18 protein-coding genes, 1 tRNA gene and 3 pseudogenes are annotated in these 21,887 nt (G+C 58.8%); 9 read left to right on the forward strand and 13 right to left on the reverse strand.

Going from position 1 to position 21,887, the window contains the following annotated elements:
* The first annotated feature begins 30 nt into the window (after nucleotides 1-30).
* From PI93_RS23545 to PI93_RS23585, 9 genes and pseudogenes are all read left to right on the forward strand, one after another.
* A complete protein-coding gene (locus tag PI93_RS23545) occupies nucleotides 31-1,350 on the forward strand; it encodes a hypothetical protein (RefSeq protein WP_039372973.1) in 1,320 nt (439 codons plus the stop codon).
* A 232-nt stretch (nucleotides 1,351-1,582) separates the two neighbouring features.
* Nucleotides 1,583-2,596 (forward strand): EpsG family protein, encoded by a 1,014-nt coding sequence (locus PI93_RS23550; protein ID WP_158453297.1) that lies wholly within the window; start codon nucleotides 1,583-1,585, stop codon nucleotides 2,594-2,596.
* Between the two features lie 148 nt (nucleotides 2,597-2,744).
* Nucleotides 2,745-3,836 (forward strand): annotated as a pseudogene (locus PI93_RS23555) (IS5 family transposase); the annotation flags it as partial.
* 109 nt (nucleotides 3,837-3,945) lie between these two features.
* Nucleotides 3,946-5,010, forward strand: a complete 1,065-nt coding sequence (locus PI93_RS23560) for a glycosyltransferase (RefSeq protein WP_158453298.1) — start codon at nucleotides 3,946-3,948, stop codon at nucleotides 5,008-5,010.
* An 88-nt stretch (nucleotides 5,011-5,098) separates the two neighbouring features.
* The gene (locus PI93_RS25025) at nucleotides 5,099-5,683 is read left to right on the forward strand and encodes a DapH/DapD/GlmU-related protein (RefSeq protein ID WP_039372968.1); all 585 of its coding nucleotides are present in this window, start codon (nucleotides 5,099-5,101) and stop codon (nucleotides 5,681-5,683) included.
* Complete coding sequence (locus tag PI93_RS23570; RefSeq protein ID WP_144400464.1) at nucleotides 5,662-6,762, forward strand: glycosyltransferase; 1,101 nt, start codon at nucleotides 5,662-5,664, stop codon at nucleotides 6,760-6,762. Before PI93_RS25025 ends, PI93_RS23570 begins: the two co-directional genes overlap by 22 nt.
* A gap of 203 nt (nucleotides 6,763-6,965) precedes the next feature.
* A pseudogene (locus PI93_RS23575) lies at nucleotides 6,966-7,817 on the forward strand (transposase).
* Between the two features lie 94 nt (nucleotides 7,818-7,911).
* Complete coding sequence (locus PI93_RS23580) at nucleotides 7,912-8,694, forward strand: glycosyltransferase (protein WP_052240846.1); 783 nt, start codon at nucleotides 7,912-7,914, stop codon at nucleotides 8,692-8,694.
* The gene (locus PI93_RS23585) at nucleotides 8,652-10,052 is read left to right on the forward strand and encodes a hypothetical protein (protein WP_144400465.1); all 1,401 of its coding nucleotides are present in this window, start codon (nucleotides 8,652-8,654) and stop codon (nucleotides 10,050-10,052) included. The genes PI93_RS23580 and PI93_RS23585 overlap by 43 nt, the downstream gene beginning before the upstream one ends.
* A gap of 102 nt (nucleotides 10,053-10,154) precedes the next feature.
* Here PI93_RS23585 and PI93_RS23590 read toward each other — a convergent pair.
* From PI93_RS23590 to PI93_RS23650, 13 genes and pseudogenes are all read right to left on the reverse strand, one after another.
* Nucleotides 10,155-10,643: pseudogene (locus tag PI93_RS23590) on the reverse strand (ATP-binding protein); the annotation flags it as partial.
* Nucleotides 10,644-10,869: 226 nt separating this feature from the next.
* Nucleotides 10,870-10,945, reverse strand: a tRNA-Ala gene (locus tag PI93_RS23595).
* A gap of 129 nt (nucleotides 10,946-11,074) precedes the next feature.
* On the reverse strand, nucleotides 11,075-12,784 hold the full coding sequence (gene soxB, locus PI93_RS23600; protein WP_039372965.1) for a thiosulfohydrolase SoxB: 1,710 nt from the start codon (nucleotides 12,782-12,784) through the stop codon (nucleotides 11,075-11,077).
* A 198-nt stretch (nucleotides 12,785-12,982) separates the two neighbouring features.
* Nucleotides 12,983-13,429: a TlpA family protein disulfide reductase gene (locus tag PI93_RS25135; RefSeq protein WP_144400467.1), complete on the reverse strand. Its 447-nt coding sequence runs from the start codon at nucleotides 13,427-13,429 to the stop codon at nucleotides 12,983-12,985.
* 363 nt (nucleotides 13,430-13,792) lie between these two features.
* The gene (soxX, locus tag PI93_RS23610; protein WP_039372963.1) at nucleotides 13,793-14,443 is read right to left on the reverse strand and encodes a sulfur oxidation c-type cytochrome SoxX; all 651 of its coding nucleotides are present in this window, start codon (nucleotides 14,441-14,443) and stop codon (nucleotides 13,793-13,795) included.
* Nucleotides 14,444-14,462: 19 nt separating this feature from the next.
* Nucleotides 14,463-15,269 carry a sulfur oxidation c-type cytochrome SoxA gene (soxA, locus tag PI93_RS23615; protein WP_080759314.1) on the reverse strand — a complete coding sequence of 269 codons (807 nt, stop codon included), beginning with the start codon at nucleotides 15,267-15,269 and terminating at the stop codon, nucleotides 14,463-14,465.
* A gap of 154 nt (nucleotides 15,270-15,423) precedes the next feature.
* Nucleotides 15,424-15,735, reverse strand: coding sequence for a thiosulfate oxidation carrier complex protein SoxZ (soxZ, locus tag PI93_RS23620; RefSeq protein WP_039372960.1), 312 nt, complete (start codon nucleotides 15,733-15,735; stop codon nucleotides 15,424-15,426).
* Nucleotides 15,736-15,768: 33 nt separating this feature from the next.
* Complete coding sequence (gene soxY / locus PI93_RS23625) at nucleotides 15,769-16,236, reverse strand: thiosulfate oxidation carrier protein SoxY (RefSeq protein WP_039372958.1); 468 nt, start codon at nucleotides 16,234-16,236, stop codon at nucleotides 15,769-15,771.
* Nucleotides 16,237-16,372: 136 nt separating this feature from the next.
* Nucleotides 16,373-16,702: a c-type cytochrome gene (locus PI93_RS23630; protein ID WP_039372956.1), complete on the reverse strand. Its 330-nt coding sequence runs from the start codon at nucleotides 16,700-16,702 to the stop codon at nucleotides 16,373-16,375.
* A gap of 82 nt (nucleotides 16,703-16,784) precedes the next feature.
* A complete protein-coding gene (locus PI93_RS23635; RefSeq protein ID WP_407945340.1) occupies nucleotides 16,785-17,975 on the reverse strand; it encodes a c-type cytochrome in 1,191 nt (396 codons plus the stop codon).
* Complete coding sequence (soxC, locus tag PI93_RS23640; protein WP_039372955.1) at nucleotides 17,965-19,341, reverse strand: sulfite dehydrogenase; 1,377 nt, start codon at nucleotides 19,339-19,341, stop codon at nucleotides 17,965-17,967. Before soxC ends, PI93_RS23635 begins: the two co-directional genes overlap by 11 nt.
* Before the next feature lie 157 nt (nucleotides 19,342-19,498).
* Nucleotides 19,499-19,846 carry an ArsR/SmtB family transcription factor gene (locus PI93_RS23645; protein ID WP_052240844.1) on the reverse strand — a complete coding sequence of 116 codons (348 nt, stop codon included), beginning with the start codon at nucleotides 19,844-19,846 and terminating at the stop codon, nucleotides 19,499-19,501.
* 391 nt (nucleotides 19,847-20,237) lie between these two features.
* Entirely contained in the window at nucleotides 20,238-21,878 is a 1,641-nt protein-coding gene (locus tag PI93_RS23650) for a ShlB/FhaC/HecB family hemolysin secretion/activation protein (protein ID WP_236105672.1), read from the reverse strand.
* Between the last annotated feature and the right edge of the window lie 9 nt (nucleotides 21,879-21,887).

A 21,887-nucleotide genomic window follows, 5' to 3' on the forward strand; every position in this document is an offset into this window, starting at 1 on the left:
CCTCCCTCTAGCACCTAAATCTTGACTCCTATGACTGTCACCATCTTCACTATCGTCGCGCGCAACTATTACGGATTGGCTCAAGTCTTGCGTAAATCCGTCATGCGTTATCACGACAATGTCGAATTCTTGGTATTCATTGCCGATGGTATTACCGAGCCCGAGCGCGACCAGTTCGGTCCCGATGCCATCGACGCTGCGGCGCTCATGGGCGAGTATGTCTCCCAGGACAAGCTGGCAGAACTGGCATTCAAGTACAACCTGACCGAGTATTGCACCGCAATCAAGCCCTTCTGCTTCCAACATTTATTCGATACGACTGACTGTCGCGAGGCAATCTACCTTGACCCGGATATTTTTGTGTTCGGGCCCATGACGCCCATCTTTGAGAAGCTTGCTAGCGCCGACATCGTACTGACGCCCCATATCCTCTTTCCCTCGTCGCGAGAGGGGAAGGGAAAGGACAGCAATATCCTGTCTGCGGGGATTTTCAATCTCGGATTTGCCGGGTTGCGGCGCTCCAATAGCGGGATCGCCTTCGTCAAATGGTGGGGTCAACGTCTACTGGACCAATGCTTCGCCGACGGTCATAGCGCCCTATTCACGGACCAGAAGTGGGTCGATTTCGTCCCAGCGCTTTTCCCAGCTGAAGATATCGCGGTGATTCGCCATTGCGGAACTAATCTTGCGCCATGGAACTTCCATGAGCGCCGGGTGAGCAAATCAGAGGGCGATCAATTTTGGGTTGAACGGCGCGTCGATCCATCCGACCTCTTCGCAACGGAGACCGGCCGTGAGCCGGAGCCGGTCGTGTTCGTCCATTTCTCCGGGTTCGACTACAAGCGGCTGTGCAGCGGGGAAGTCACCCAATACAACATCGACGGTCTGACGTTCTATCAAGACTTGCAGCCTCTGATCGACCGGTACATGACTGCCATCCAGACGGATCGCGAGACCGTGCTCAAGTTCCTGAGCATGACCTACCGCTACGCCAAGTTCAAGGACGGCAGTCCCATCATCGCCTTCCACCGCCGCCTTCTTCGGTCTGCGGTGGATGCTGGTATGCACTTCGAAGATCCATTCGCTGTCGGCGTGGGGACGTTCCACCAACGGCTTGTCGACAACAACCTGGTGCTGGAGGATGGGGCCGAGGGGGCCCAACTGGACAAGTCGACCAAGAACAACATGGCAGGCATTGATAGGAAACTCGCGATGGTGAACCGGGTCATGCGGGGGGTGAAGCGGGTCATCGGTTTCCGCCGCTACCTTTTGCTTCTGCGCCTAATGCGCCCCTATTCTCGCGCGGAGGCCCAGTTGCATCTCATCGATTCGAACCAAAACAAGCTCTAAGCCGCCGCAAAGACTCCCCCCGATTACACTGCACTGCTATTCATTAGTCCAGAAGTGAGATTCCTCCGCGAAAAGGCAATTTAAATTTTTGTTGAAATATTTAAATCACAGTTGAGCCGCCAAAAAATATAACTTCACAATGAATATTTACGTCGCAACAATAGCATTATTGTCGCTTTTTTCTTATATTGAGGTATTGGGGGGTAGTTCGACCACAAGACGGGTTATGCTTATGGTTACATTTCTCATTCTAGTGGCTCAAATCGGCCTACGCTGGGAGATGGGAACTGATTGGACTCCATATCGAAACCATTTTGAACAGGAGCACTCATGGGAATCAGTTCTTTTAAATGTAACCATTGGATTTGAACTCGGCTACGGTCTATTTGTATGGTTAATAAATACCATATCCAAAGATTACACCGTATTTTTGTTAATTCACGCGCTAATATTTTACGCTCTTATTTTCAAAGCCTCCAATCAACTTAGCAAGTATCCAATACTCACCTTACTGCTATTCTATGCAGCAACGATAGGGCTTACTGGTTCAAATCGCCAATTGTTGGCCCTTGCGATTTGTCTATATTCTTTGAAATACGTGGTCAATAAAAAATTGACCCCATTTCTTTTCTGCGTATCTGTTGCGACGCTTTTTCACACCAGCGCACTTCTCTTCTCAATTTATTATCTACTTAACCGAGATCTAAAAAATCGAACCATATTTTTGTTGCTCACTCTTAGTGTATTCATTGGTCTTTCATCAATTCCAGCCATTGCATTTGACAGCATAGCTGGATTTTTGGGGGGGACAATTAGTCAGAAAGCGGAATACTATATCAAAGGCTCAAGCATTGCTGGTGCTGACCTCAGCGTGCTAGGACTACTTCGAAGAATTCTGGTTCTCATTATTGGCCTATACATGTACCAGCCAACTGTCCGGCGCGTACCAACATTCAGAATATTTTTTAATGGCTATCTGGTCGGGCTAATTTTATATTTTTTGTTTTCTCATTCTTTGCTAATTCTAGTGAATCGCGGCAGCCTTTATTTCAGCGTAATGGAGGCATTCATTCTTGCCTCAATTATTGTTACCCTAAAGGACAATTTAACCAAGATAATCGCCCTTGGTTTGCTTATTGCATACACCATTGTAGTATTCAATCAAAGCATTAGCGCTTATCCGGATTTATTCATTCCATACCAAGGAATATTCATCAACACCGAATATCACCGCAACCTTTATTAGTCGGTCCTGAAAATTTCGCAAGACCTTATGTAGCGGTGCAGAGGTAAACAATAAGCGTTGCCGTATTTGCAGGATAGCGGCATATTTGCCTGGGTAATCCTGCAAATTCCGACGAGGTTTTATGCGGCCAAGGGTGAAAACGGGGAAGAGCGAGAGCTTTACATCGGACCGAGGCCGTCCGGGCACATGCACGCGATTGATAGCGGGTCTGCTGTACTTGCAGACAAAGGCGCCGATTGATCCGTCGAGCAGGCGGCTGGGCGAAGCGGGCGTGGAAGAACTGCTGGCCGAGACGATTGAAGCGGCGAAGAAGGCCCAAGTGATCAAGAGCACGGCCCTGAAGCGGGTGATTGTGGACACGACAGTGATGGACAAAGCGATAGCGCATCCGACGGATTCACATTTGCTCGAGCGCTGCCGTGAACATCTGGTTAATAAAGAGGCAGCCCGGCACGGATTGAAGCTGCGTCAGAACTACAACCGCGAGGCGCCACGCCTAGCAAGCCAGATTGGCCGGTACGCCCACGCGAAGCAGTACAAGCGAATGAGGAAGGCGTTGCGCACGTTGCGCTCGCGCGTGGGTCGAGTGATGCGGGATGTGCAGCGCCAGACCGGCAAGGTGGCTGAGAATCGCCGAGCGGGATTGGAAGATCTGATTGCGAAGACGAAGCGGGTTATGACGCAAGGGCAAAAGGACAAAGGGAAGTTGTATGCGCTGCATGCGCCTGAGGTGGATTGCATCTCAAAGGGCAAGGCGCGGCAACCGTATGAGTTCGGCGTGAAAGTGTCGATCACGACGACACACCGAGAAGGCTTGGTGGTGGGCGCGCGCTCGATGCCGGGCAATCCGTACGATGGGCACACACTGGAAGAAGCGCTCGAACAGGCGGGGATCCTGAGTGAGGTGAAGCCAGAAGTGGCGGTGGTGGATCGGGGTTACCGTGGCGTTGCGATACCGGGCGTGAAGATTTACCACCCGGGCTTGCGGCGCGGGATCACGCGTACGCTCAAAGCGATGATCAAACGGCGTAGTGCGATCGAACCGGCCATCGGCCACATGAAAGCCGAAGGCAAACTCGGGCGGAACTGGCTCAAGGGATCGATTGGCGATGCGTTGAATGCCGTGCCGTGCGGCGCGGGCTACAACTTGCGCATGATCCTGAGGAGGCTGCGGCGTCTTTGCGCCCTGATTCTGGCTGCTGTTGTGGGCAGAAATTTCAATCTGACGCCGCTTGCGTAACACCCTCGAGCTGCGATATCGATTTGTTCAGAGGCGACTTATGAGGTTCAGGGTGCGCCAAAGTGTTAATAAATAGCATTCACTAATCTTCTCGATGTCAAAATCTATCTTGTCCGCCATCGTGTACCTGGGATTCAATGACCCTCGTCAACACATTCGTGGTACTGAAAATGTTGTGCAAATGCAGGCCAATGCAGCACCTGGAAAGAAGTACTACGTCTTCAGGGCAGCTCACACTTCAGTGTTTCGGTGGAGAGGGATTGTCGCTATTGGATGTCCTAGCAACCTGATACTTGCATCAATATTCATTCGCCGATTGATCCAACGAATCGAGCGAAAAATCGGTCAACCGCCGATTATTCATGGTCATAGCTATTTGCTAACAGCGGTTTCATCTGGCGCCCCAATAGTCTTCACCGTTCATGACGGGCTAACATACCTGAAGCGCTGCTTCGGCTCCCGTGTTGTCTGGCCCTATCGATGGATAGAACGCTTTGTCTACTGGCGTGCTACGCGAATCCACGCGATTTCACGGTATGCGTGGTCGCAAGTGGTTGCCGGGTCTGCGGCGCAGAGTAAGGTCAGCTACATCTACAACTCACTGCCGCGCCCCCTTGACGCAACGGCCGATATGCAGGCAACGACGGACATTCCCCGCGCCAAGACCGAGTATCTGGTTGTACGCAGCATCGAGGATCGCGCTAACCTGGAACTAATCTTGGAATTCGCGCGGCACTGCCAGCGCGAGCAGCCAGACGCCACAATCCTAGTCGCCGGCAAGGGGCCGCTGTTGCAGCACTATCTGTCGCTGGTCGAGACTGAGCGCCTGTCCAACCTGAAGTTCCTCGGCTACGTTCCGGACGCGACGCTGGATGCGCTGTACCGTCGTGCGGCCTGCGTCCTCATGCCGGCCAAGTATGGCGAGGGCTTCGGTCTGCCTCTGATCGAGGCCTATGCCCGCGGTGTGCCCGCCGTTGGGTCACGGGTCTGCGCTGTGCCAGAGGTCATCCACTCTGCGCCGCTGATGTTCGACAACGAACTTACCTCGCTTTGTGATGCCATTGCCGCTGCAGTCCGAATCCCGAGGCGGGATTTCGTAGCCCACTTCCAATCCCGCTTTTCCCCTGGCGCGATCCAACGACAGTACCAGGCCTTCTACAGCGCTGTCGTTTGAGCCAGCCGCGCCCTTCAAGTGACATTCTCCGATCTTGTACATCTAATCCGCTATGAATGAGTCAAAACATTTGCGCAAGCAATCACCTATGGGCCTGTACGGACCATTTCATCTGATGTGGATGATGGTCTGCCTGCTGGTGACCCGGCTTCTGTTCCGCCCCTGCCGGCTGGTCAGGCTGCCGATTGCCGTGCGTGGCAAGCGCAATATCCGCTTTGGCGAAGGCTTTGTCTGCGGCTACATGGTGCGACTGGATGCATGGGCGGACGCTGGCTGCATCACCTTTGGTCGTAACGTCCAAATAAATGACTTCGTCCACATCGGTGCCCGAAATCGAATCTTGATTGGGGACGACGTGCTGATTGCCAGTCGGGTTTTTATATCAGATCACGATCACGGAATTTACTCCGCAGTGCAGGGGAGCAGCAGCCCGGACATTCCCCCTTCGCACCGTGTAGAACCAACGGCCCCAGTGCACATCGGCAATCGTGTATGGATTGGCGAAGGAGCCGCTGTCTTGTCCGGGGTGTCGATCGGCGATGGTACGGTAATCGGCGCCGGCGCTGTGGTGACCAAAGACATTCCGGCCGATTGCATCGCGGTAGGAATTCCCGCGCGCGTAATACGACGTTTTGACCGATCGACAAACACTTGGAAGGCTATCTCCAAATGAGGCTAGTGATTTCAGCAGTTAATTTCACCGAGGGTGGCCCTCTGACGGTGCTGCGGGACGCTGTCGAAGCGGCAACAACACACTTCCCAGACTGGGAAATTATCGTGGCTGTGAATCGCGTAGGTCTAATTCCACCGAGTCGCGCAAGGGAGATTGCATTCCCTGAACCCAAGTCATCCTGGTTGCGTCGCCTGCAATTGGAATGGTTTGGATTCCGTCGACTGTCACGCGAATTAAAGCCTGATGTATGGCTCTCGCTACACGACATCACACCACGAGTTGAAGCTACTCGCCAGTACGTGTATTGCCACAATCCGGCACCATTTTGCACAGTTACGGTCCCGCTTGAGCAGCTGGACCGCTCTTTCAGGTTGTTCAGACGCTTCTACGGGCTCTTATATCGGTGCTTCATTCATCGGAACGCTGCCGTCATCGTCCAGCAGCAATGGCTTCGTGACCAGTTCAAAATGCGTTTTGGAGTTCGCCAAGTGATCGTGGCGCACCCGACGTCAGCGGTTGATAATTTTTCTCAACCTCACGCCAGCGCGCTACCTAGTACCTTTTTCTACCCTGCCTTTCCGCGCGTCTTTAAGAACATCGAGCTGCTCGGTGAATGCGCAGCGCGCCTGGAAAACAATCCGGCCTGGAACGGTAAGATTTTGATCACGCTGGACGGCCGCGAAAATGCATACGCACGCACGATGCGCGAACGCTATGGACATCTACGTTCGCTTGTCTTCTTGGGTCTGCAGAACAAGCTGCAGATGGAAGCGCTGTATTCTGAGTGCGACGCGATCATTTTTCCATCCCTGCTGGAAACTTGGGGACTTCCAATCAGTGAAGCCAAGGCACGCAAGATTCCTGTGCTTGCAGCCGATCTTCCCTACGCGCGGGAGACGGTGGGGAACTACGATGCCATTCGGTTTTTCGATCCGCAGGATGCTGATTCTCTGGCTCAACTACTTCTTAATTTGCATTTGGGAGCTGAAAGCCTCGGCACAGCCCGGAGTTCCGCGCCGGATGCCCCCTTCGCCGAGGATTGGAAGAGTTTGCTGAAGATGATTCTGTCCGACTGTTAGAAACTCGGGCACAGGGTGACACACAAAGCGGAGCGATGGCCGAGAATTGCGTCCGTATGGCTTGCACGACCGCATGCCGACGTTGCGCCAACAACATGTCTTTCAGGATTGGATTAGCCCCTTGAATCGCCGGACACAGTCACCCACGTAAAATTACGGGTAGACATACGATTGTGTTTTTGACTAACAACAAGCTAGAAGTGATGGAAGTGCTGACTGGGCCGGAGCGCCGGCGGAGATGGTCGGCGGATGAAAAGCTGGCGATGGTGCGTGAGAGTTTCGAGCCTGGCAAGTCAGTCTCGATGGCGGCGCGCCGCAATGGCGTCAATCCGAATCAGCTATTCCACTGGCGCAAGCTGTATCAGGACGGTAGCCTTTCGGCGGTCAGCTCAGGCGAGGAAGTTGTCTCTGCATCGGAATTGAGTGACGCCCTTAAGCAAATCCGGGAGCTTCAGCGGATGCTTGGTAAAAAACCATGGAGAACGAAATTCTTCGTGAGGCGGTGGAGGTAGCGAAGTTGCGAAAATGGATTGCGCGCTCACCCTCATTGCCGGAGGACGACCAGTGAAGCGGGTCTGTGACGTCCTCGGTGTAGCGCGCTCGAATGTGGCGAAAAAACTGGCATGGCCGGCTGATTGGCAGGACGGGCGGCAACGACCGGCGGACACAGTGGCGACGTGGCGCGTGATGTCATGCTGGCCGCCGTCGAGAACCGCTTCGGCAATGTGATGCGGGCACCGGCCGAGATTGAATGGCTCAGCGACAACGGTTCAGACTACACGGCCGACAGGACCAGGCGCTTCGCGTCGTCCATCGGCCTGAAGCCATTGACTACGCCAGTGTGCAGCCCGCAGAGCAATGGTATGGCGGAGAGCTTCGTGAAAACGATGAAGCGCGGCTATGTTGCCTTTATGCCAAAACCGGACGCCGCGACCGCTGCACGTAATCTCGCAATTGCATTTGAACACTACAACGAGAAACATCCTCATAGCGCGCTGAAGTACCGCTCGCCACGCGAGTTCAGACGCAGAACCGAATCATCAACCTTGGTGTGAGACGGTGTCCGGAGGGGCAGGGGCAAATCCAAGGATTACCAGAACCACCCTGCGACAGAAACCATCAGTACATATATTTTGCGCCGATTGTTAAATGAGTACAGGTGACCAGTTGAACACCACTTACCTTGATACCCCCAGTTTTGTACATACCCCTGTACCAAAGCTGACGCTTTCGATTGTCAGCCACGGACAGGCGGAACTCGTTCGCCCCTTACTCCTCGAATTGGCAGCTCTACCGCATCGGGATTTTGAAATAATCCTGACCCTAAACATCCCTGAGGATGAGCGGCCCTACGCGGTGGACGGACTATCCTTGACCGTGATTCGAAATAACGTCAGAAAGGGCTTCGGCGCCAACCACAACGCAGCTTTTCGCGCGTCCCAGGCACCTTACTTTGCCGTTGTCAATCCGGATGTCCGACTTGGGCAGACTGACCCTACTGCACTGCTAGAGGGATTCACAGATTCACGTACAGCCGTATGTGCGCCACTCGTGACCAACAGTCTTGGCGAAGTCGAGGACAGTGCGCGCCGCTTTCCCACCTGGCGCAGTTTGACTCAAAAAGCGCTGGGTCGGCACCCTCGCGTGGAATACGTCATTGGAGACATGCCGTTAGAGGTCGACTGGGTCGCCGGCATGTTTGCCGTGTTTCGCCGCGAGGCCTACCTTGATGTGGACGGATTCGACGATCGGCGGTACTTCATGTACTACGAGGATGTGGACGTCTGTTACAGACTGCACCAACGCCACTGGGCGGTATTGCTGGTGCCATCCATACGGGTCATTCATGACGCACAGCGCGCCAGCCGTAGAAACGCTCGCCATATGCGATGGCACGCAACGAGCGTGTTCAGATTCCTGACAGGTTGGTGATTTTTTTATGTACTCCAGATATCTCTCCTCACATGAACACAACCGCCCATAAGCCCCTGCTGGTCGTCGAACTGAACGAGGTCAATTTCGACCTAGTCCGTCGATATCTATCGACGAACGAGCTGCCCGCCTTTCGCCGGCTGTTGACTGAATTTGACAGCATCGAGACATTCGCCGAGAGCCAATACGATCAACTTGAACCCTGGATCCAGTGGGTTTCCGCACACTCCGGCAAGACATTTGGTGAGCATGGCATCTTTCGCCTTGGAGATGGTGCCGTGAGCAATATCCCGCAGATCTATGAGGCTTTGGAAGGGGCTGGCCTTTCTGTAGGCGCTATCTCGCCAATGAACAGCCGGAACAGCCTTGCTAGGCCCGCCTACTTCGTTCCAGATCCTTGGACACAGACGCCGAGCGACTCCAGCGGCTTCTCACGTCGCCTGACAGCGATGCTTCGCCAAACCGTCAATGAAAACGCACAAGGAAAAATCTCGTGGCGCTCGCTGCTTACGTTGGCGGAAGTTGTCTTACGAACTTTTAATCTTCGTGGAACTAAGCAATTAGTCAAGCTGATTGGCAAGGCTAAAGGGTGCCATTGGTACAAGGCACTCGTGCTAGACCAACTCATTCACCTCGTCCATCTGCACTCGTTGCAAGCAGCCAGGCCAGACGTTTCGTTCGTTTTCTTTAATGCCGGGGCACACATTCAGCACCACTATTACTTCAACTCTACGCAGATTCAAACTGCGTCCAAAAACCCGGCTTGGTACGTCTCAGCGTCTGCAGATCCGATTCTTGACATGATCAAGGCGTATGACCACGCCCTGGAGGATTATCTCGCGCTAGTCGACCAAGGTGCCCGCTTGCTTCTCGCCACTGGACTCACGCAGGTGCCCTACAACCGAGTCAAGTTCTATTACCGTCTTAGGAATCACGCCGAGTTCTTGGGGCGCCTTGGTATCCGATTTATTGCTGTCCAGCCACGGATGACTCGTGACTTTGAGATCCTGTTCGCTTCGAACGAAGAAGCGACAGCAGCAGCTGACAGTTTGAGCGCATTGAAATTGTCGAGAGACGGGGTCCAACTTTTTAATGAGATCGACAACCGTGGGAAAAGTTTATTTGTCACCTTGACCTATCCTAATGAAATCATTCCCGGTGACAAGGCAGTGTCACCAGAAGTAGAGGTTGCGGATCTCGATAAGCAATTTACCTTCGTTGCCATCAAGAATGGCATGCACGACACAAAGGGGTTTGCATTCGCTTCCAAAGGAAGTTTGAAGTCAATACCGAGGTCTGCGGTGCACGTTTCTGCGCTATATGACTTGACCATGCAGGCCGCAAACCGATCTCTATGACCTTGAACTGGTAAGGAGTTGGGGTGCGTATTTCGGGGAAGTTGAACGCCCGTTTCGGTGAAGTCGAACAGGCCGGGAGAGAGGTACTGCGAGTGCTCGAGATCAGGCTACTTTTTGATCAGGCGTGTTCTTCTTGCGCATCGAATCGCCCTTCAACGGAAGCTTGTGAGCCTGATGGACGAGGCGGTCGGGGATTGCGTCGGCGAGGGTCGGGTCTTGCAGCCATGCGTGCCAGTGTTCAAGGGGCAGTTGGCTTGTGATGATCGTGGATCGCGTGCCGACGCGATCGTCGAGTACTTCGAGCAGATCGTTGCTCTCGCCTTGGTCGACGTCCTGCAGTCCCCAGTCGTCGAGCAACAAGACGTCCATCTTGGCGAGGTGCGCAAGCCGACGCGTGAAGCTGCCATCGCCGTGGGCAATCTTCAATTCCTCAAACAGCCGGGCAGCGCACACGTACAGCACGGAGCAGCCCTATCGACAGGCCTGCTGGTCGAAGGCGCAGGCAATCCATGTCTTTCCGGCGCCCGTTGGCCCCGGGGGGATGAGGTTCTGTGCATTGCGGATCCAGTCACAGCAGGCGAGCGCGACGACGATACGCCAGTTGCAACCGCACCGCTGCAAGTCGCTGATTTTTCTATACCGTGTCACTTGAACGCTCAAGAGCCCGGTAGAGAATAGAGACAGAAACGGGGCGTCAGGGCATGAATAGTGGCGCCGTTGCCATCGTGCCGCTCAAGAGGAAACTGCGCCGAACCGCGCCATCACTGGGGGAACGGGCAAAAAAATCCCGACTGATAGGAGTCGGGACTTCTATGAATGGTGGAGCGGAGGAGGATCGAACTCCCGACCTTCGCATTGCGAACGCGACGCTCTCCCAGCTGAGCTACCGCCCCACACGAAGCAACGATTATAGCGACTTTTTTGGGCACGGCGAGCAGCCGACAAAATTGCTCGGGATTTGCGTTTCTCCGACAAAACCCGGGGCGCCCAGGCCTCGCCCTCACCCGGTGGCCGCCCGCGACTCAAACCGCTCCCAGATTCCCCTTCATCCCCTTGATGGACGGCACTTTCGGCGCTTTTGCAACAACCGTCTTCTGAGCCCTGAGATACCGCGCCACGACGTCCCAGACCGGCTCGCCCTGCGCTCCCTCGGCCACCGGCGCCCAGCCGGCCACCTTGTACGTCTTGCCCGTCTCGATCAGCTTGCCGTTCAGACGCATTTCCGTAATCCGCTGCCCCATCGGTGCCATCGGATCGATCGTGTAGTCCATGCCGCCCACCCGCACCATGTCCCCGCCCTGCTGGTAATACGGGTCGGGATTGAACAGGTTGTCGGCCACGTCCTCCAGCACCGTCTTGATCGTCTCGCCAGTCATCGGCGTGAGCGTCGTGTACGGATAGGTCACTGCCGTCTGGTCAAGCAGTTGCTCCATCGTGATCGTCGCGCCCGGCAGCAGCGACGTTCCCCAGCGGAAGCCCGGCGAGAAGCCGATTTCGGCGTCCTTCTCGGCCATCACCGCGTCGAGCAGCAACTGGTCGAAGGTGCCGTTGAAGTTGCCCCGGCGGTACAGCACGCCCTCCGTCACCGCCAGCGGCTCGGCCAGCTTCGCGGCAAACGGCGCACGCACACGCTCGATGAGCGCCTGCATCGGCGCATCGGCCGGCAGCAGATTGGAGAACACCGGCAGCAGCTTGTAGCGGAAGTCCACCGGCTTGCCGCCCTTCACGTCGAAGTCGAGCACCGCCAGAAACTTGCCATTCGACCCGGCATTGGTCACGAGTGTCTTGCCGCCCGCGTTCTCCACGACGACCGGCTTCGGCACGCCGTCGTGCGTGTGACCGCCCATGATCGCGTCGATGCCGCGCACGCGCGACGCGAGCTTCAGGTCCACATCCATGCCATTGTGCGACAGCACCACCACGACCTGCGCGCCCTTGCCACGCACCTCGTCGACCATCGACTGCAAGCGCTCCTCCTGAATCCCGAACGTCCAGTCCGGGACAAAGTAGCGCGGGTTCGCAATCGGAGTGTACGGAAACGCCTGCCCGATGATCGCCACCGGCACGCCATTCATCGTCTTGATCGTATAAGGCGCGAAGACCGGGTCGCCGAAATCGTTCGTCTGCACGTTCTGCGCGACAAAGTCGATCTTGCCCTTGAGCTGCTCCTCGACGACGGACTTCACGCGGTCCGCCCCATACGTGAATTCCCAGTGCGCAGTCATGACATCGACACCCAGCGCGAGCGTGGCGTCGACCATGTCCTGGCCTTTCGTCCACATGGCGGTGCCGGAGCCCTGCCAGGTGTCGCCACCGTCGAGCAACAATGCTCCCGGGCGCGACGCCTTCATGCGCTTGACCAGCGTAGCCAAATGCGCGAAACCGCCGACCTTGCCGTAGGTGCGGCACGCCGCCGCAAAATCCAGATAGGTGAACGCATACGCATCAGGCGTGCCGGGACGTAGACCATAGGCTTTCAGGAAAGCCTCGCCCACCAGATGCGGCGGCTTGTTGGCCTGCGCACCGATGCCCAGATTGACGCTCGGCTCGCGGAAGTAGATCGGCAACAACTGCGCATGGCAGTCGGTGAAGTGCAGCAGGTGCACGTTGCCGAACGTCGGCAGATCGTAGAACGCCGCAGCCGCCTTGGCCGCAGCCGTCTCGTGATGCGACAGCGCCATTCCTCCGGCCGCTGCCACCGCCAGCACCTGCATGAACTCGCGTCGATTCATTTCGTCTCCGTAGCGCACACGTCGTGCGGCGCGCCTGCTTTTTCGTTATTCGATGAGATCCATCCGGGCAGGATCGGATCGCGCCATCTGGTCGTCACCGCCATTGCGCGACGACCGTGCCACGCCCGCCTCACTGCCTCACCTCGCCAGTTCCCGTCACGGGCTCACGCCGTCGCGTCACCCGTCCGAGTCATGTCGTTATTTCCCCGCGTAATCCGCGAGCGCCGCCACGTCCTCGCCGAACATCTCGCCCACTTCCTTGCGCAGCACCTTGCCGTTACGGCCGATCACGTACAACTCCGGCAATCCACGGCGCTTACCCAGCGCCGCCTGCCACGCGTCGTTTTCCATGCCCGCCGGGAACGTATAGCCATGCGCCTTCATATAGTCGACGGCTTCCTGCGGCTTCTTGTCGATGGAGAGCGTGACGATCTGGATCGGCTTGCCGCGCGTGGCCTCGTAGAGCTTCTGCACATGCGGATTCTGCTGTGCGCAGAACGGGCACCACGACGCCCAGTACTCGACGATCACCGTACGGTCCTTGAACGCGCTGGCGGGCAACGTCTTGCCGTCGAGCAACGTGAGCGACGGCAAGGTGACGGTGTCGCCAACCTCGATCGCATGCGCCGGCGTGCCGAGAACCATCGCCCCCGTGGCTAACGCCGCGCCTGTCACCGCCCGGATACGTCTGAGCACGTCGATCCCCGCTCGTCGCGCAATCTTGCGCATTGGAAGAAGCACCGCGCCGAAGGCGAAGTCGATAACAGCGCGCACCGAACGCATCGATGGCGCGCCCATTTGCCAGAAGGTCGTACGCGCGAAAGGCGTCTTAACATCGGAAGCCGGCACACGCGCACCTCGCCACCACTCACGCGAGCGGGCACATTGCGACGAACCGTGACGCTCAGCGGCCCGGCTCGGAAATTTCAGGGATGTCATGCAGCACTCCGGAAGTCGGCGGCGACCCCGGTCGGACAGACCCGGGTCGCGCGCCGCAACGGCGGTGACTTACTGGTTCACAGGCGAGGCCGGATCGAGCAACAGCGCCATGACGTCCTTCAACTGCTGTTCCGTCAGGATGCCCGCCGCACCGAAGCGCGGCATGTTCGAACACGCCATATAGCTGTGCGAGTCGTAGACCTTCGCCCACGTGTACTTGACCACCTCGGGCGAATCGCCGCGCAGCTTGCCGTAGTTGTACAGCGAAGGGCCGATGTTGCCGAACGATATCTCGCTCTTGGTCAACTGGTGGCACGCGTAGCAATTGCCGCCGTTGACGGTGTCCGCCTTGTCGGTGAACTGCATGCCGCGGCCGTTCTGCGCAACCTTCTCGCCTTCCTTCCAGTCGCCGAGATACTTGCCGTCAGCCGGCGCCTTGACGTTTGCCAGTTCGGCCTTTTGCAGACGCTCTGCAATCTTCGCCGGCATCGGCTTGACTGCGTACTGCGTGCACAGCTTCTGCAATTCGCTCTGATCGATGCGATCGAGCTGGGCGATGCCCGAAGGACGGAACGAGTCGCGCAGTTCCTGCACGACGGCCGCGTCGGTCGAACCGGTGACGAGCTTCGTGCCCTCGCCCTGTGCGAACGCCATGCCGACGACGAGTGCCCCGGCCGCTGCCAGCGCGACGCTCGTCGCGCGCAATGCGAATGATTTCATGGGTGTGCCTCGTGATCGGTCAGCGCTTCAGGCCGGGGGCGTCCATCTTGCCGCCGTTGGCCATCACACCGAGGAAGGTAATCAGATCGACGGATGCCTGCGAGCCGTAGTTCAGCTCAGGCATGCGCTGCTGACGGAAGCAGTCGTACATGCGCCACTGGATGGTGCGCAGCGCGCCTTGCGAGACGCGATAGCCCGGCCACGTGGCAAACGCCTGACGCGCCGCCGCGGGTTTGGTCAGATTCGGCAGATCCTGAAGGCGAATACGCTTGTCGTCCGACCCGTGGCACGACGCGCACGAGAAATCATACGGCCCGGCGCGGTAATAGAAGATCTTCTGACCACGCGCGTAGGCTTCCTTCTCTTCCTTGTGCGACTGCGGCACGCGAATGACCGCACCGCGCGACTGGCCTGCCACATAGGCCGTGAGCGCTTCGAGATCGGTCGGGTCCTGACCTTCCTTGGAGAACGGTTGCTTGATGACGTCTGCGCGCTTGAAGCCCTGCAGATTCACCATGCATTCGACGATGCGCGACTCGGCGTCGAGCACACGTTTCGTATCGGGGAAGTAACGCGGCAGTTGGGCGTAGACGTCTTTCACGACACCTGCACCCAGACCCAGATCGCATTGGGCAAGCGAGACGTTGTTCGGGCCGCGCGGCGTTTTCCAGAGTTCCTCGCCGCGCATTTCGATCAGTTCGGCCGGGTTGCCGTCGGCGAGCATCTCGCGGTATTGCGCGATAGCGTCGGCCGTCGAACTATCGGCAGCGTGTACAACGGCGACGGGGGCGCTGGCACCCGCGATGGCGAGCATGCCGCCGAGCATAGTCCGACGCAGCCATGCTGCGTGACGTGGGGTGCTCACCCGTGCGCTATGTTGCGCCTCAAGCATCTGACTCTCCTCTGTGTGGGGTTGTTCGGCGCATCGCGGGGAGGCTCCCCGCCTGCGCCACCGCGCACTTCCCGGCATTCGCCCCGTGTCAGGCGACGCTCGCCTCGTCGGTCCGCGAGTCGCCCTTGTTGTCGGTCCACGTCACCGTGACCTTGTCGCCTTTCTTGCCGCCCTTGAACTTGAACGACATGAACGGGTCTTTCGACACCGCCGGGCCCCATTCCGCCGTGAGCACCGTCTTGCCGTTGCAGGTGACCGTGACCGTCTGGATGAAGTGTGCGGGGACGATATTACCGGAAGCGTCTTTGCGCTGACCGGTTTCCATGATGTGGCTCATCAGCGCCTTGACCTCGACGACACCGCCGGCCTCGGTTGCGCGAATGCGCATCGGATTACCCATGTTGTGCTCCTCTAGAGTGCGACGATGCGCCGCTTAACCGCCGCAACCGCCCAGCGTGACCTTGATTTCCTTCTCGGCCACGAGGTACTTGTTATCCGCTTTGACGAGGGCGTAGACCTTCGAGGTCTGCCCCATCTTCACGCGCGTGGTCACCGACGGTTCGGTCCCCTCGGGAATGTCGAACGACGCGGCGAGCGTGTTCGGATTCTTCTCGATCAGAATCGCGATCGATTGCGTATTCGGTGCCTTGCTCGTCACCGCCACCGGCACGACCGCACCGTTCTCGGCAATGTCGGGAGCGGTCAGCACGACCAGGTCGCTGGGGCTTGCGCTCGTGCCGCCCAGCGCCTTGACCGTATCGGCCACGCTCTTGGTCGCAAACGCTGCCTTGTTCCATTCCACCTGTGCCGCGCGAGCCTCTTCGGGCTTGATCAGCCCGGCGGCCACCGCCAGTCCCATTACCGCGGAAAACCGCAGCATGTCGCGTCGCTGTTGGTTCATCTCTGTGTATTTCCTTCTCTGAAGGCCGCCGATGCGTCATGTGCCGAAGGCACCGAACACACCGGCCGCCGTTCGCTCGCCCGACCCGCCGCCCGGTATTGCATGACGGCGTGCCAGCGAGCCCCCTGCCCCGACTTTACTTCGCCGGGGCGCCAGCCAGGACCCACTCGACGAGGATCTTGGCGTCGGCATCCGACAGGTTCGGGTGTGCCGGCATCGGGATCGGACCCCAGACGCCCGAACCGCCACCCTTCACTTTCTTCACCAGCTTGGCCACGGCATCCTTGTCGCCCTTGTACTTGGCAGCGACTTCCTGATAAGACGGGCCCACGAGCTTCTTGTCGACGGCATGGCAACCCATACAGGCGTTGGCACCCGCGAGCTTGGTCGCCGCAGCAACGTCGACACCGGCGTGCGCCAGCGAGGTGCCGGCCAGCATGGCCGCAGCGATCAGCAACTTTTTCATCGTATCTCCTTCGGTTTGTGTAGGGGACGGGGTCCTGCGGCGGCCTTGAGAACCGGGCGCATCCGTCGGACACCCTGCCCGCTCAATGTGCACCACGGAGAATCCAGTCGACCATCGTGCGGACGTCGGTTTCGGCGACCTGTGCCTGAGGCGGCATTGGCATGCTGCCCCAGTTACCGGCACCTCCGGCACGTATCTTCGCCACCAGTTTTTCAGTCGCATCCGACTGCCCATGGTACTTGGTGGCGACCTCCGAGAAGGCGGGCCCGATCTTCTTGTCGGTCACGCCGTGACAGGCCAGACAACCGTTCTTGTCCGCAAGCGTTGCTGCCGGTGACGTCACAGCGGCGGTTTGGGCCGGCGCGTCCGGACTCGTCATGCCAAGCGTGACGAGAGCCGCCGTCTTGCGCACCGACGCATTTTGCGCGGCAGTGCCCGACAGCGGCGGCAGCTTCGTATCGACACCGCGCACCGGTCCGATGACACGGTTCTGCGCGGCCAGATCCCCATGTGCGTCGCGGGCGTACGCAGGGAGTGCGGACGTCACGATACCAGCCTCAGGACAATCCTGCATACACGCCTTGTTATGAGTATCCGGTTTGTCGCCCACGCGCCACATGCCGTGCGCACGCGTCATGCCGTTGCGATTGGGCATGCGTTTCTGCACGTCGGCGATGTTCTTGTCCGACAGCACGAAGTCCGCCGGCACGATCTCGCCCAGATTCAGGATGTAGGCCGTGACCGCATACACCTCGTCCGGCGTGAGCGAGCGCGGCGCGTTCCACGGCATGGCCCGACGGATGTAATCCCAGATCGTCGAGACGGTGTCGACTTTCATGAGCGTGGTACGTACCGGCTGGTTATTCGCGCGCAGCGACGCCACGTGCCCCGTCTTGATGTCATCCGCCGTGGTCCCGCCGACCAGCGGGTTGAACACCTCGTTGCTCTCGCCGAACGTGCCGTGACACGACGCGCAGCGCGCGTCGAACAGCTTCTGGCCGTCCGCCACAGAACCCTGCCCCTTCGGCAACCCTTTGAAGTCGGGACGCACGTCGATGTCCCACGCGCTGACTTCTGCGGGCGTGGCGTCGCGTCCGATCCCGGTGGGCGTCTTGATCTTGACGGGGGCCGACGATGCAGCCTGCGCCGGCGATGAAAGCCACGCCACGACAGTCAGGGCCACGAGCGCCAACGCACTCGCCCAGAGTCCGGCGACGATCAACATTTGTATGCGCTGCATCACCTGGCGAGGAGACTTGCGTTCAATCGACATGAACATTGGTCACCTCCCCGTTGGCTGCGACCTGCCATGTCTGGATCGCGTTGTTGTGATAAATCGACTTAGTGCCACGCACATCGCGGAGCTGCCGGTATCGGGGCTGTACGAAACCCGTCTCGTCCACCGCACGGCTTTGCAGCAGCGCGGGCGATCCGTCCCACTGCCAGTCGAAGTTGAAGCGCGTAAGGCACTTCGGCAACACCGGCGACTCGAGGCGTGCCGCGCGCCACGACTTGCCGCCATCGGTCGACACGTCGACCCGCTTGATGCGGCCTCGCCCCGACCACGCGAGACCGGTCACATTGAAATAGCCGCGATCAAGCAACGCCTGCCCTCCCGAGGGCGACGTGATCACCGATTTGCACTCCTGAATCGAGGTGTACTGACGATGCTGGCCGTCCGGCATCAGGTCGACGTAGTGACTGGTTTCATCCTTGGTATTCCACGGCGCGTCGCCCACCTTGATGCGACGCAGCCATTTCACCCAAGACACGCCCTGCACACCGGGCACGACCAGTCGCAACGGATAGCCGTTTTCGGGGCGCAGCATTTCGCCGTTCATGCCCCACGCGACGAGCACGTCGGAGAGCGCCGCCTCCATCGAGATCGTGCGGGTCATGCCGGAGCCGTCGCCGCCTTCGGCGAGTACGAACTGGCCGCGCCGGGTGTCGGCGCCCACGTCGTCGAGCAGCACGGACAACGGCACTCCGGTGAATTCGCAGCACGACAGCATGCCGTGCGTGTACTGAACGGTCGGCACCGCTGCGTTGCCCCACTCCATACCGGTATTCGCGCCGCACTCGATGAAGTGCATGCGCGACACCGAGGGCAGACGCATGATGTCGTCCATCGTGTACACCTTCGCCTCGCGCACGAGACCGTGCACCATCAGGCGATGCTGCGTCGGATCGATCTCCTGCCAGCCTTGATGGTGACGCTCGAAGTGCAGACCGCTCGGCGTGATGATGCCGAACAGGCCTTGCAACGGTGTGAAGGCAACCGAGGCTTGCGCCGTCTGCGTGAGTCCCGGCGACTGACGCCGTTGCAGGTTCGCTTCGTACTTCGACGGCATGCCATAGGGACGTGCCGCGACCGCCTGCCCCAGCGAGGTGGCCCATGGGCGCGGTTCGAGAATCATCGGGTCGCCAGCGGCGCCGGCACTGGCCGGGGCGTCGGCGGCGAAGGCGGCGCCGCCCGCCAGCGCAGCCCCTGCCGCCAGAAAGCTGCGCTGCAGGAAGCTGCGTCGGGTCGGGTTCAATCCGTCGCGAACGATGTCGGCGGCGAGGTTGTTGTCGACGAAATTCTCCGGAGCGCGGCGCAAACGGCCGGCTCGCGATGCGCTATCGCTGGTCTTGCTCACCCTGTCTCCTCGCGTTTTGTGGCGGCCGCCTGTATCGCGAGGACACGGGCGGCTTACCGCTTTTGTTCTAGCTTTTGAACGCGGTCTCGTTGCCGCGCTGTCTTACGGGTCTTGCCATGCTGCAGTGCTACGGTTCCACAACGACCTGCGGCGTGTGTCAGTGCCCGCGTGGCATGAAGCCATCGACGGCACGCTCCGGCAGGGCCTCCTCCTCGATTCGGCCGGCGACCTGCACGCACACGGCGCGACAGATCTCGACCACCCCGGTATCGGCAATCGTGTAATACACCTGATTCCCGTCGCGACGGCGCGACAACACCCCCGCCTGATACATCGCCCCGAGATGCCGCGAGACGTTCGTCTGTGACGAACCCACCTGCGTCACCACCTCGTTCACCGAGCGCTCGCCACCGCACAGCGCGTGCAGAATTCGCAACCGGGTCGGCTCCGAGAGCAGACTGAAGTAGTGCGACACCTTTTCGAATACGCGATCGAGTTCTTCCATGACGGTCAGTCTTTGAGTTCGTGTGAAGGCAAGGAAAATTCCGTATATGCCCACATACGCATATACGGATAATCAAAATAACGGGCGACAGAAGCAAGCTGCACTGCAACATATCGGACCCCGATGCATTTCGCCGGACGGCGCGGATTTTGCGTTTGGCAAACCACTTTCCGTGTATACCGTCGGATATAGCGCTCCCAACCTCATACGCTTGCGCGCTGGCAGGCGCCGAACCGGCGGGCAGCGGCAGCGACTCACCAGGCGACACGGCGGATGGGGACATCAGGGAAAAACCCGATAAGAAAAGTAACAAGGGACGGCCCGCCGGAACCACGTTTTCAGCGGACTTCGTCCCTTGCAGGGGGTGGCGACGCGGGAAACCTGCCGCGTCTCACTCAAATTGATACGACCAGTTCGCATTGAACCGCAGCGGCCGGTTCGGCGAGTTGGTCGGAGCGTCGGCCATTGGTTTAGCCACCGACAGGTCGAGCGAATAGTACTTGCTGTCGGAAATCCGAACGCCCAGCCCGACAGAGGCGAGCTGATTGTGGAACAACTGTCCGTAGTTCAGATAGACACGAGCCGTATCGAGCATCAGATACGGCTGGATCGTCTTCAGATAGCGGAAGTCTGTGCGGAACATCCGGTTCAACTCGATCGACGCGCCCCAGCCCTTGTCCCCGGCGATTTCGCCCGCCGGATAGCCCAGACCGAAACGCTGGCCACCGAACGTCGCCTGCTCGGACGTCGGCAGTGTGTTGCTGCTGTACTGGGCGCCGGCCGAGACGATGACACCGAAATCCCACGGCAACACAACGCCTTGCTTGCCATCGAGCGTGAAGCGCCAGAAGGCCAGATCGTAGGGACCGAGGATTTGGGCCACGCCCGCCGGCTGCGTGGTGTAGGACTGGCTCGCGCCCATCCCGTTGAAGCCCTTGAACACCCCCAGCGTGGCGCTGCGGGTCTGCTTGTCGGTGACTTCGTTATACGCGAGCTGCACTTGCCCGGCGCGCACGTTCGTCTGCGAATTGATGTTGTTCGGCGAATTCGGCACTTCGTAGCGGTCGCGCGAATTCACGCCATACATGCCGCCACTGACCGTGAGGCTGCGCTGATTGTTCAGCAAAATCGGATACGACACGCTCACGGCGACGCGCTTGGTGTCGAGGTGTCGCGTGAGGCCCGCGAGCGCCTGATCGTCCGGCTGACCGCGATAGTGCGACGCATCGACACGCGCCTGCAAACCGTCGGAGCCCAGCGGCTGGATGTACGACGCCGCATAGAACTCCTCGTCGTTGTGTCCTTTGGGGGCAATCGCGGTGAGCTGAATCTGTTCGCCAAGCGGTGTGAGCGCGTTGCTCGACACGGTAAATACGCCGCGAATGCCCGGGTTGTTATACGAGAGCGACGTGCCCAGCGCCACGGGCTGACGCGACACATCCAGCGAAAGCTCGGTCGCGCCGTCGGTCTGCGTGGGTGGCTGCACGTCGGCCTTGATCTTCATGCCGGGCACGAGCGTGAGCAGATTCAGATACCGCTCGAACGTCGCACGCTTGAGCGGACGCTCCGCCTCGATATGCGCCGCGATATCGCGCAGGCGCTGCTCGGACGGCCCCGGCTTGCCGGTGATTTTCGTGCTCGAGATATAGCCTTCGACCACGGTCACGCGCACGAAGCCGTCGTTGAAATCCTGCGCCGGGACGAACGCGAAGGACAGCAGGTAGCCCGCGTCCTGATACATCTTCGTGACCTGATTGGCTTTCTCGACCAGATCGCCGATGGTCACTTCCTTACCCGCCATCGGCGCGAACAATCCCGCCACCGACTCGAAAGGCAGGGACTTGACCCCTTCGATACCGAAACGCTGAGGCGTGATCTTGCGGGCGAGCAGCGACTTGAGGGCGTCTTCCTGCGTCGGCGCCTGAATGTGCAGTGTCGGGGCGGCGGCTTTAGGGACGTCAATCTTCGGAAGACTTTGCAGCGGATCGCCGCGCACGGGGCTGGCGTCGGCCCAGGCTTGCTGCGTGCCCAACAGGCTGAT

The organism is Pandoraea fibrosis, from assembly GCF_000807775.2.
Taxonomy (GTDB): domain Bacteria; phylum Pseudomonadota; class Gammaproteobacteria; order Burkholderiales; family Burkholderiaceae; genus Pandoraea; species Pandoraea fibrosis.

What these genes read in the sequence shown, in the direction of transcription:
- PI93_RS23550 (WP_158453297.1), top strand. Translation starts at nt 1,583, where the DNA reads ATGGTTACATTTCTCATTCTAGTGGCTCAAATCGGCCTACGCTGGGAG.
- PI93_RS23545 (WP_039372973.1), top strand. Translation starts at nt 31, where the DNA reads ATGACTGTCACCATCTTCACTATCGTCGCGCGCAACTATTACGGATTG.
- PI93_RS23580 (WP_052240846.1), top strand. Translation starts at nt 7,912, where the DNA reads ATGAGTACAGGTGACCAGTTGAACACCACTTACCTTGATACCCCCAGT.
- PI93_RS23585 (WP_144400465.1), top strand. Translation starts at nt 8,652, where the DNA reads ATGGCACGCAACGAGCGTGTTCAGATTCCTGACAGGTTGGTGATTTTT.
- soxA (WP_080759314.1), bottom strand. Translation starts at nt 15,269, where the DNA reads ATGCTCGGCGGCATGCTCGCCATCGCGGGTGCCAGCGCCCCCGTCGCC.
- PI93_RS23630 (WP_039372956.1), bottom strand. Translation starts at nt 16,702, where the DNA reads ATGAAAAAGTTGCTGATCGCTGCGGCCATGCTGGCCGGCACCTCGCTG.
- soxB (WP_039372965.1), bottom strand. Translation starts at nt 12,784, where the DNA reads ATGAATCGACGCGAGTTCATGCAGGTGCTGGCGGTGGCAGCGGCCGGA.
- soxX (WP_039372963.1), bottom strand. Translation starts at nt 14,443, where the DNA reads ATGAAATCATTCGCATTGCGCGCGACGAGCGTCGCGCTGGCAGCGGCC.
- PI93_RS25025 (WP_039372968.1), top strand. Translation starts at nt 5,099, where the DNA reads ATGGGCCTGTACGGACCATTTCATCTGATGTGGATGATGGTCTGCCTG.
- soxY (WP_039372958.1), bottom strand. Translation starts at nt 16,236, where the DNA reads ATGAACCAACAGCGACGCGACATGCTGCGGTTTTCCGCGGTAATGGGA.
- PI93_RS23635 (WP_407945340.1), bottom strand. Translation starts at nt 17,975, where the DNA reads ATGTCGATTGAACGCAAGTCTCCTCGCCAGGTGATGCAGCGCATACAA.
- PI93_RS23645 (WP_052240844.1), bottom strand. Translation starts at nt 19,846, where the DNA reads ATGGAAGAACTCGATCGCGTATTCGAAAAGGTGTCGCACTACTTCAGT.
- PI93_RS25135 (WP_144400467.1), bottom strand. Translation starts at nt 13,429, where the DNA reads ATGGTTCTCGGCACGCCGGCGCATGCGATCGAGGTTGGCGACACCGTC.
- soxZ (WP_039372960.1), bottom strand. Translation starts at nt 15,735, where the DNA reads ATGGGTAATCCGATGCGCATTCGCGCAACCGAGGCCGGCGGTGTCGTC.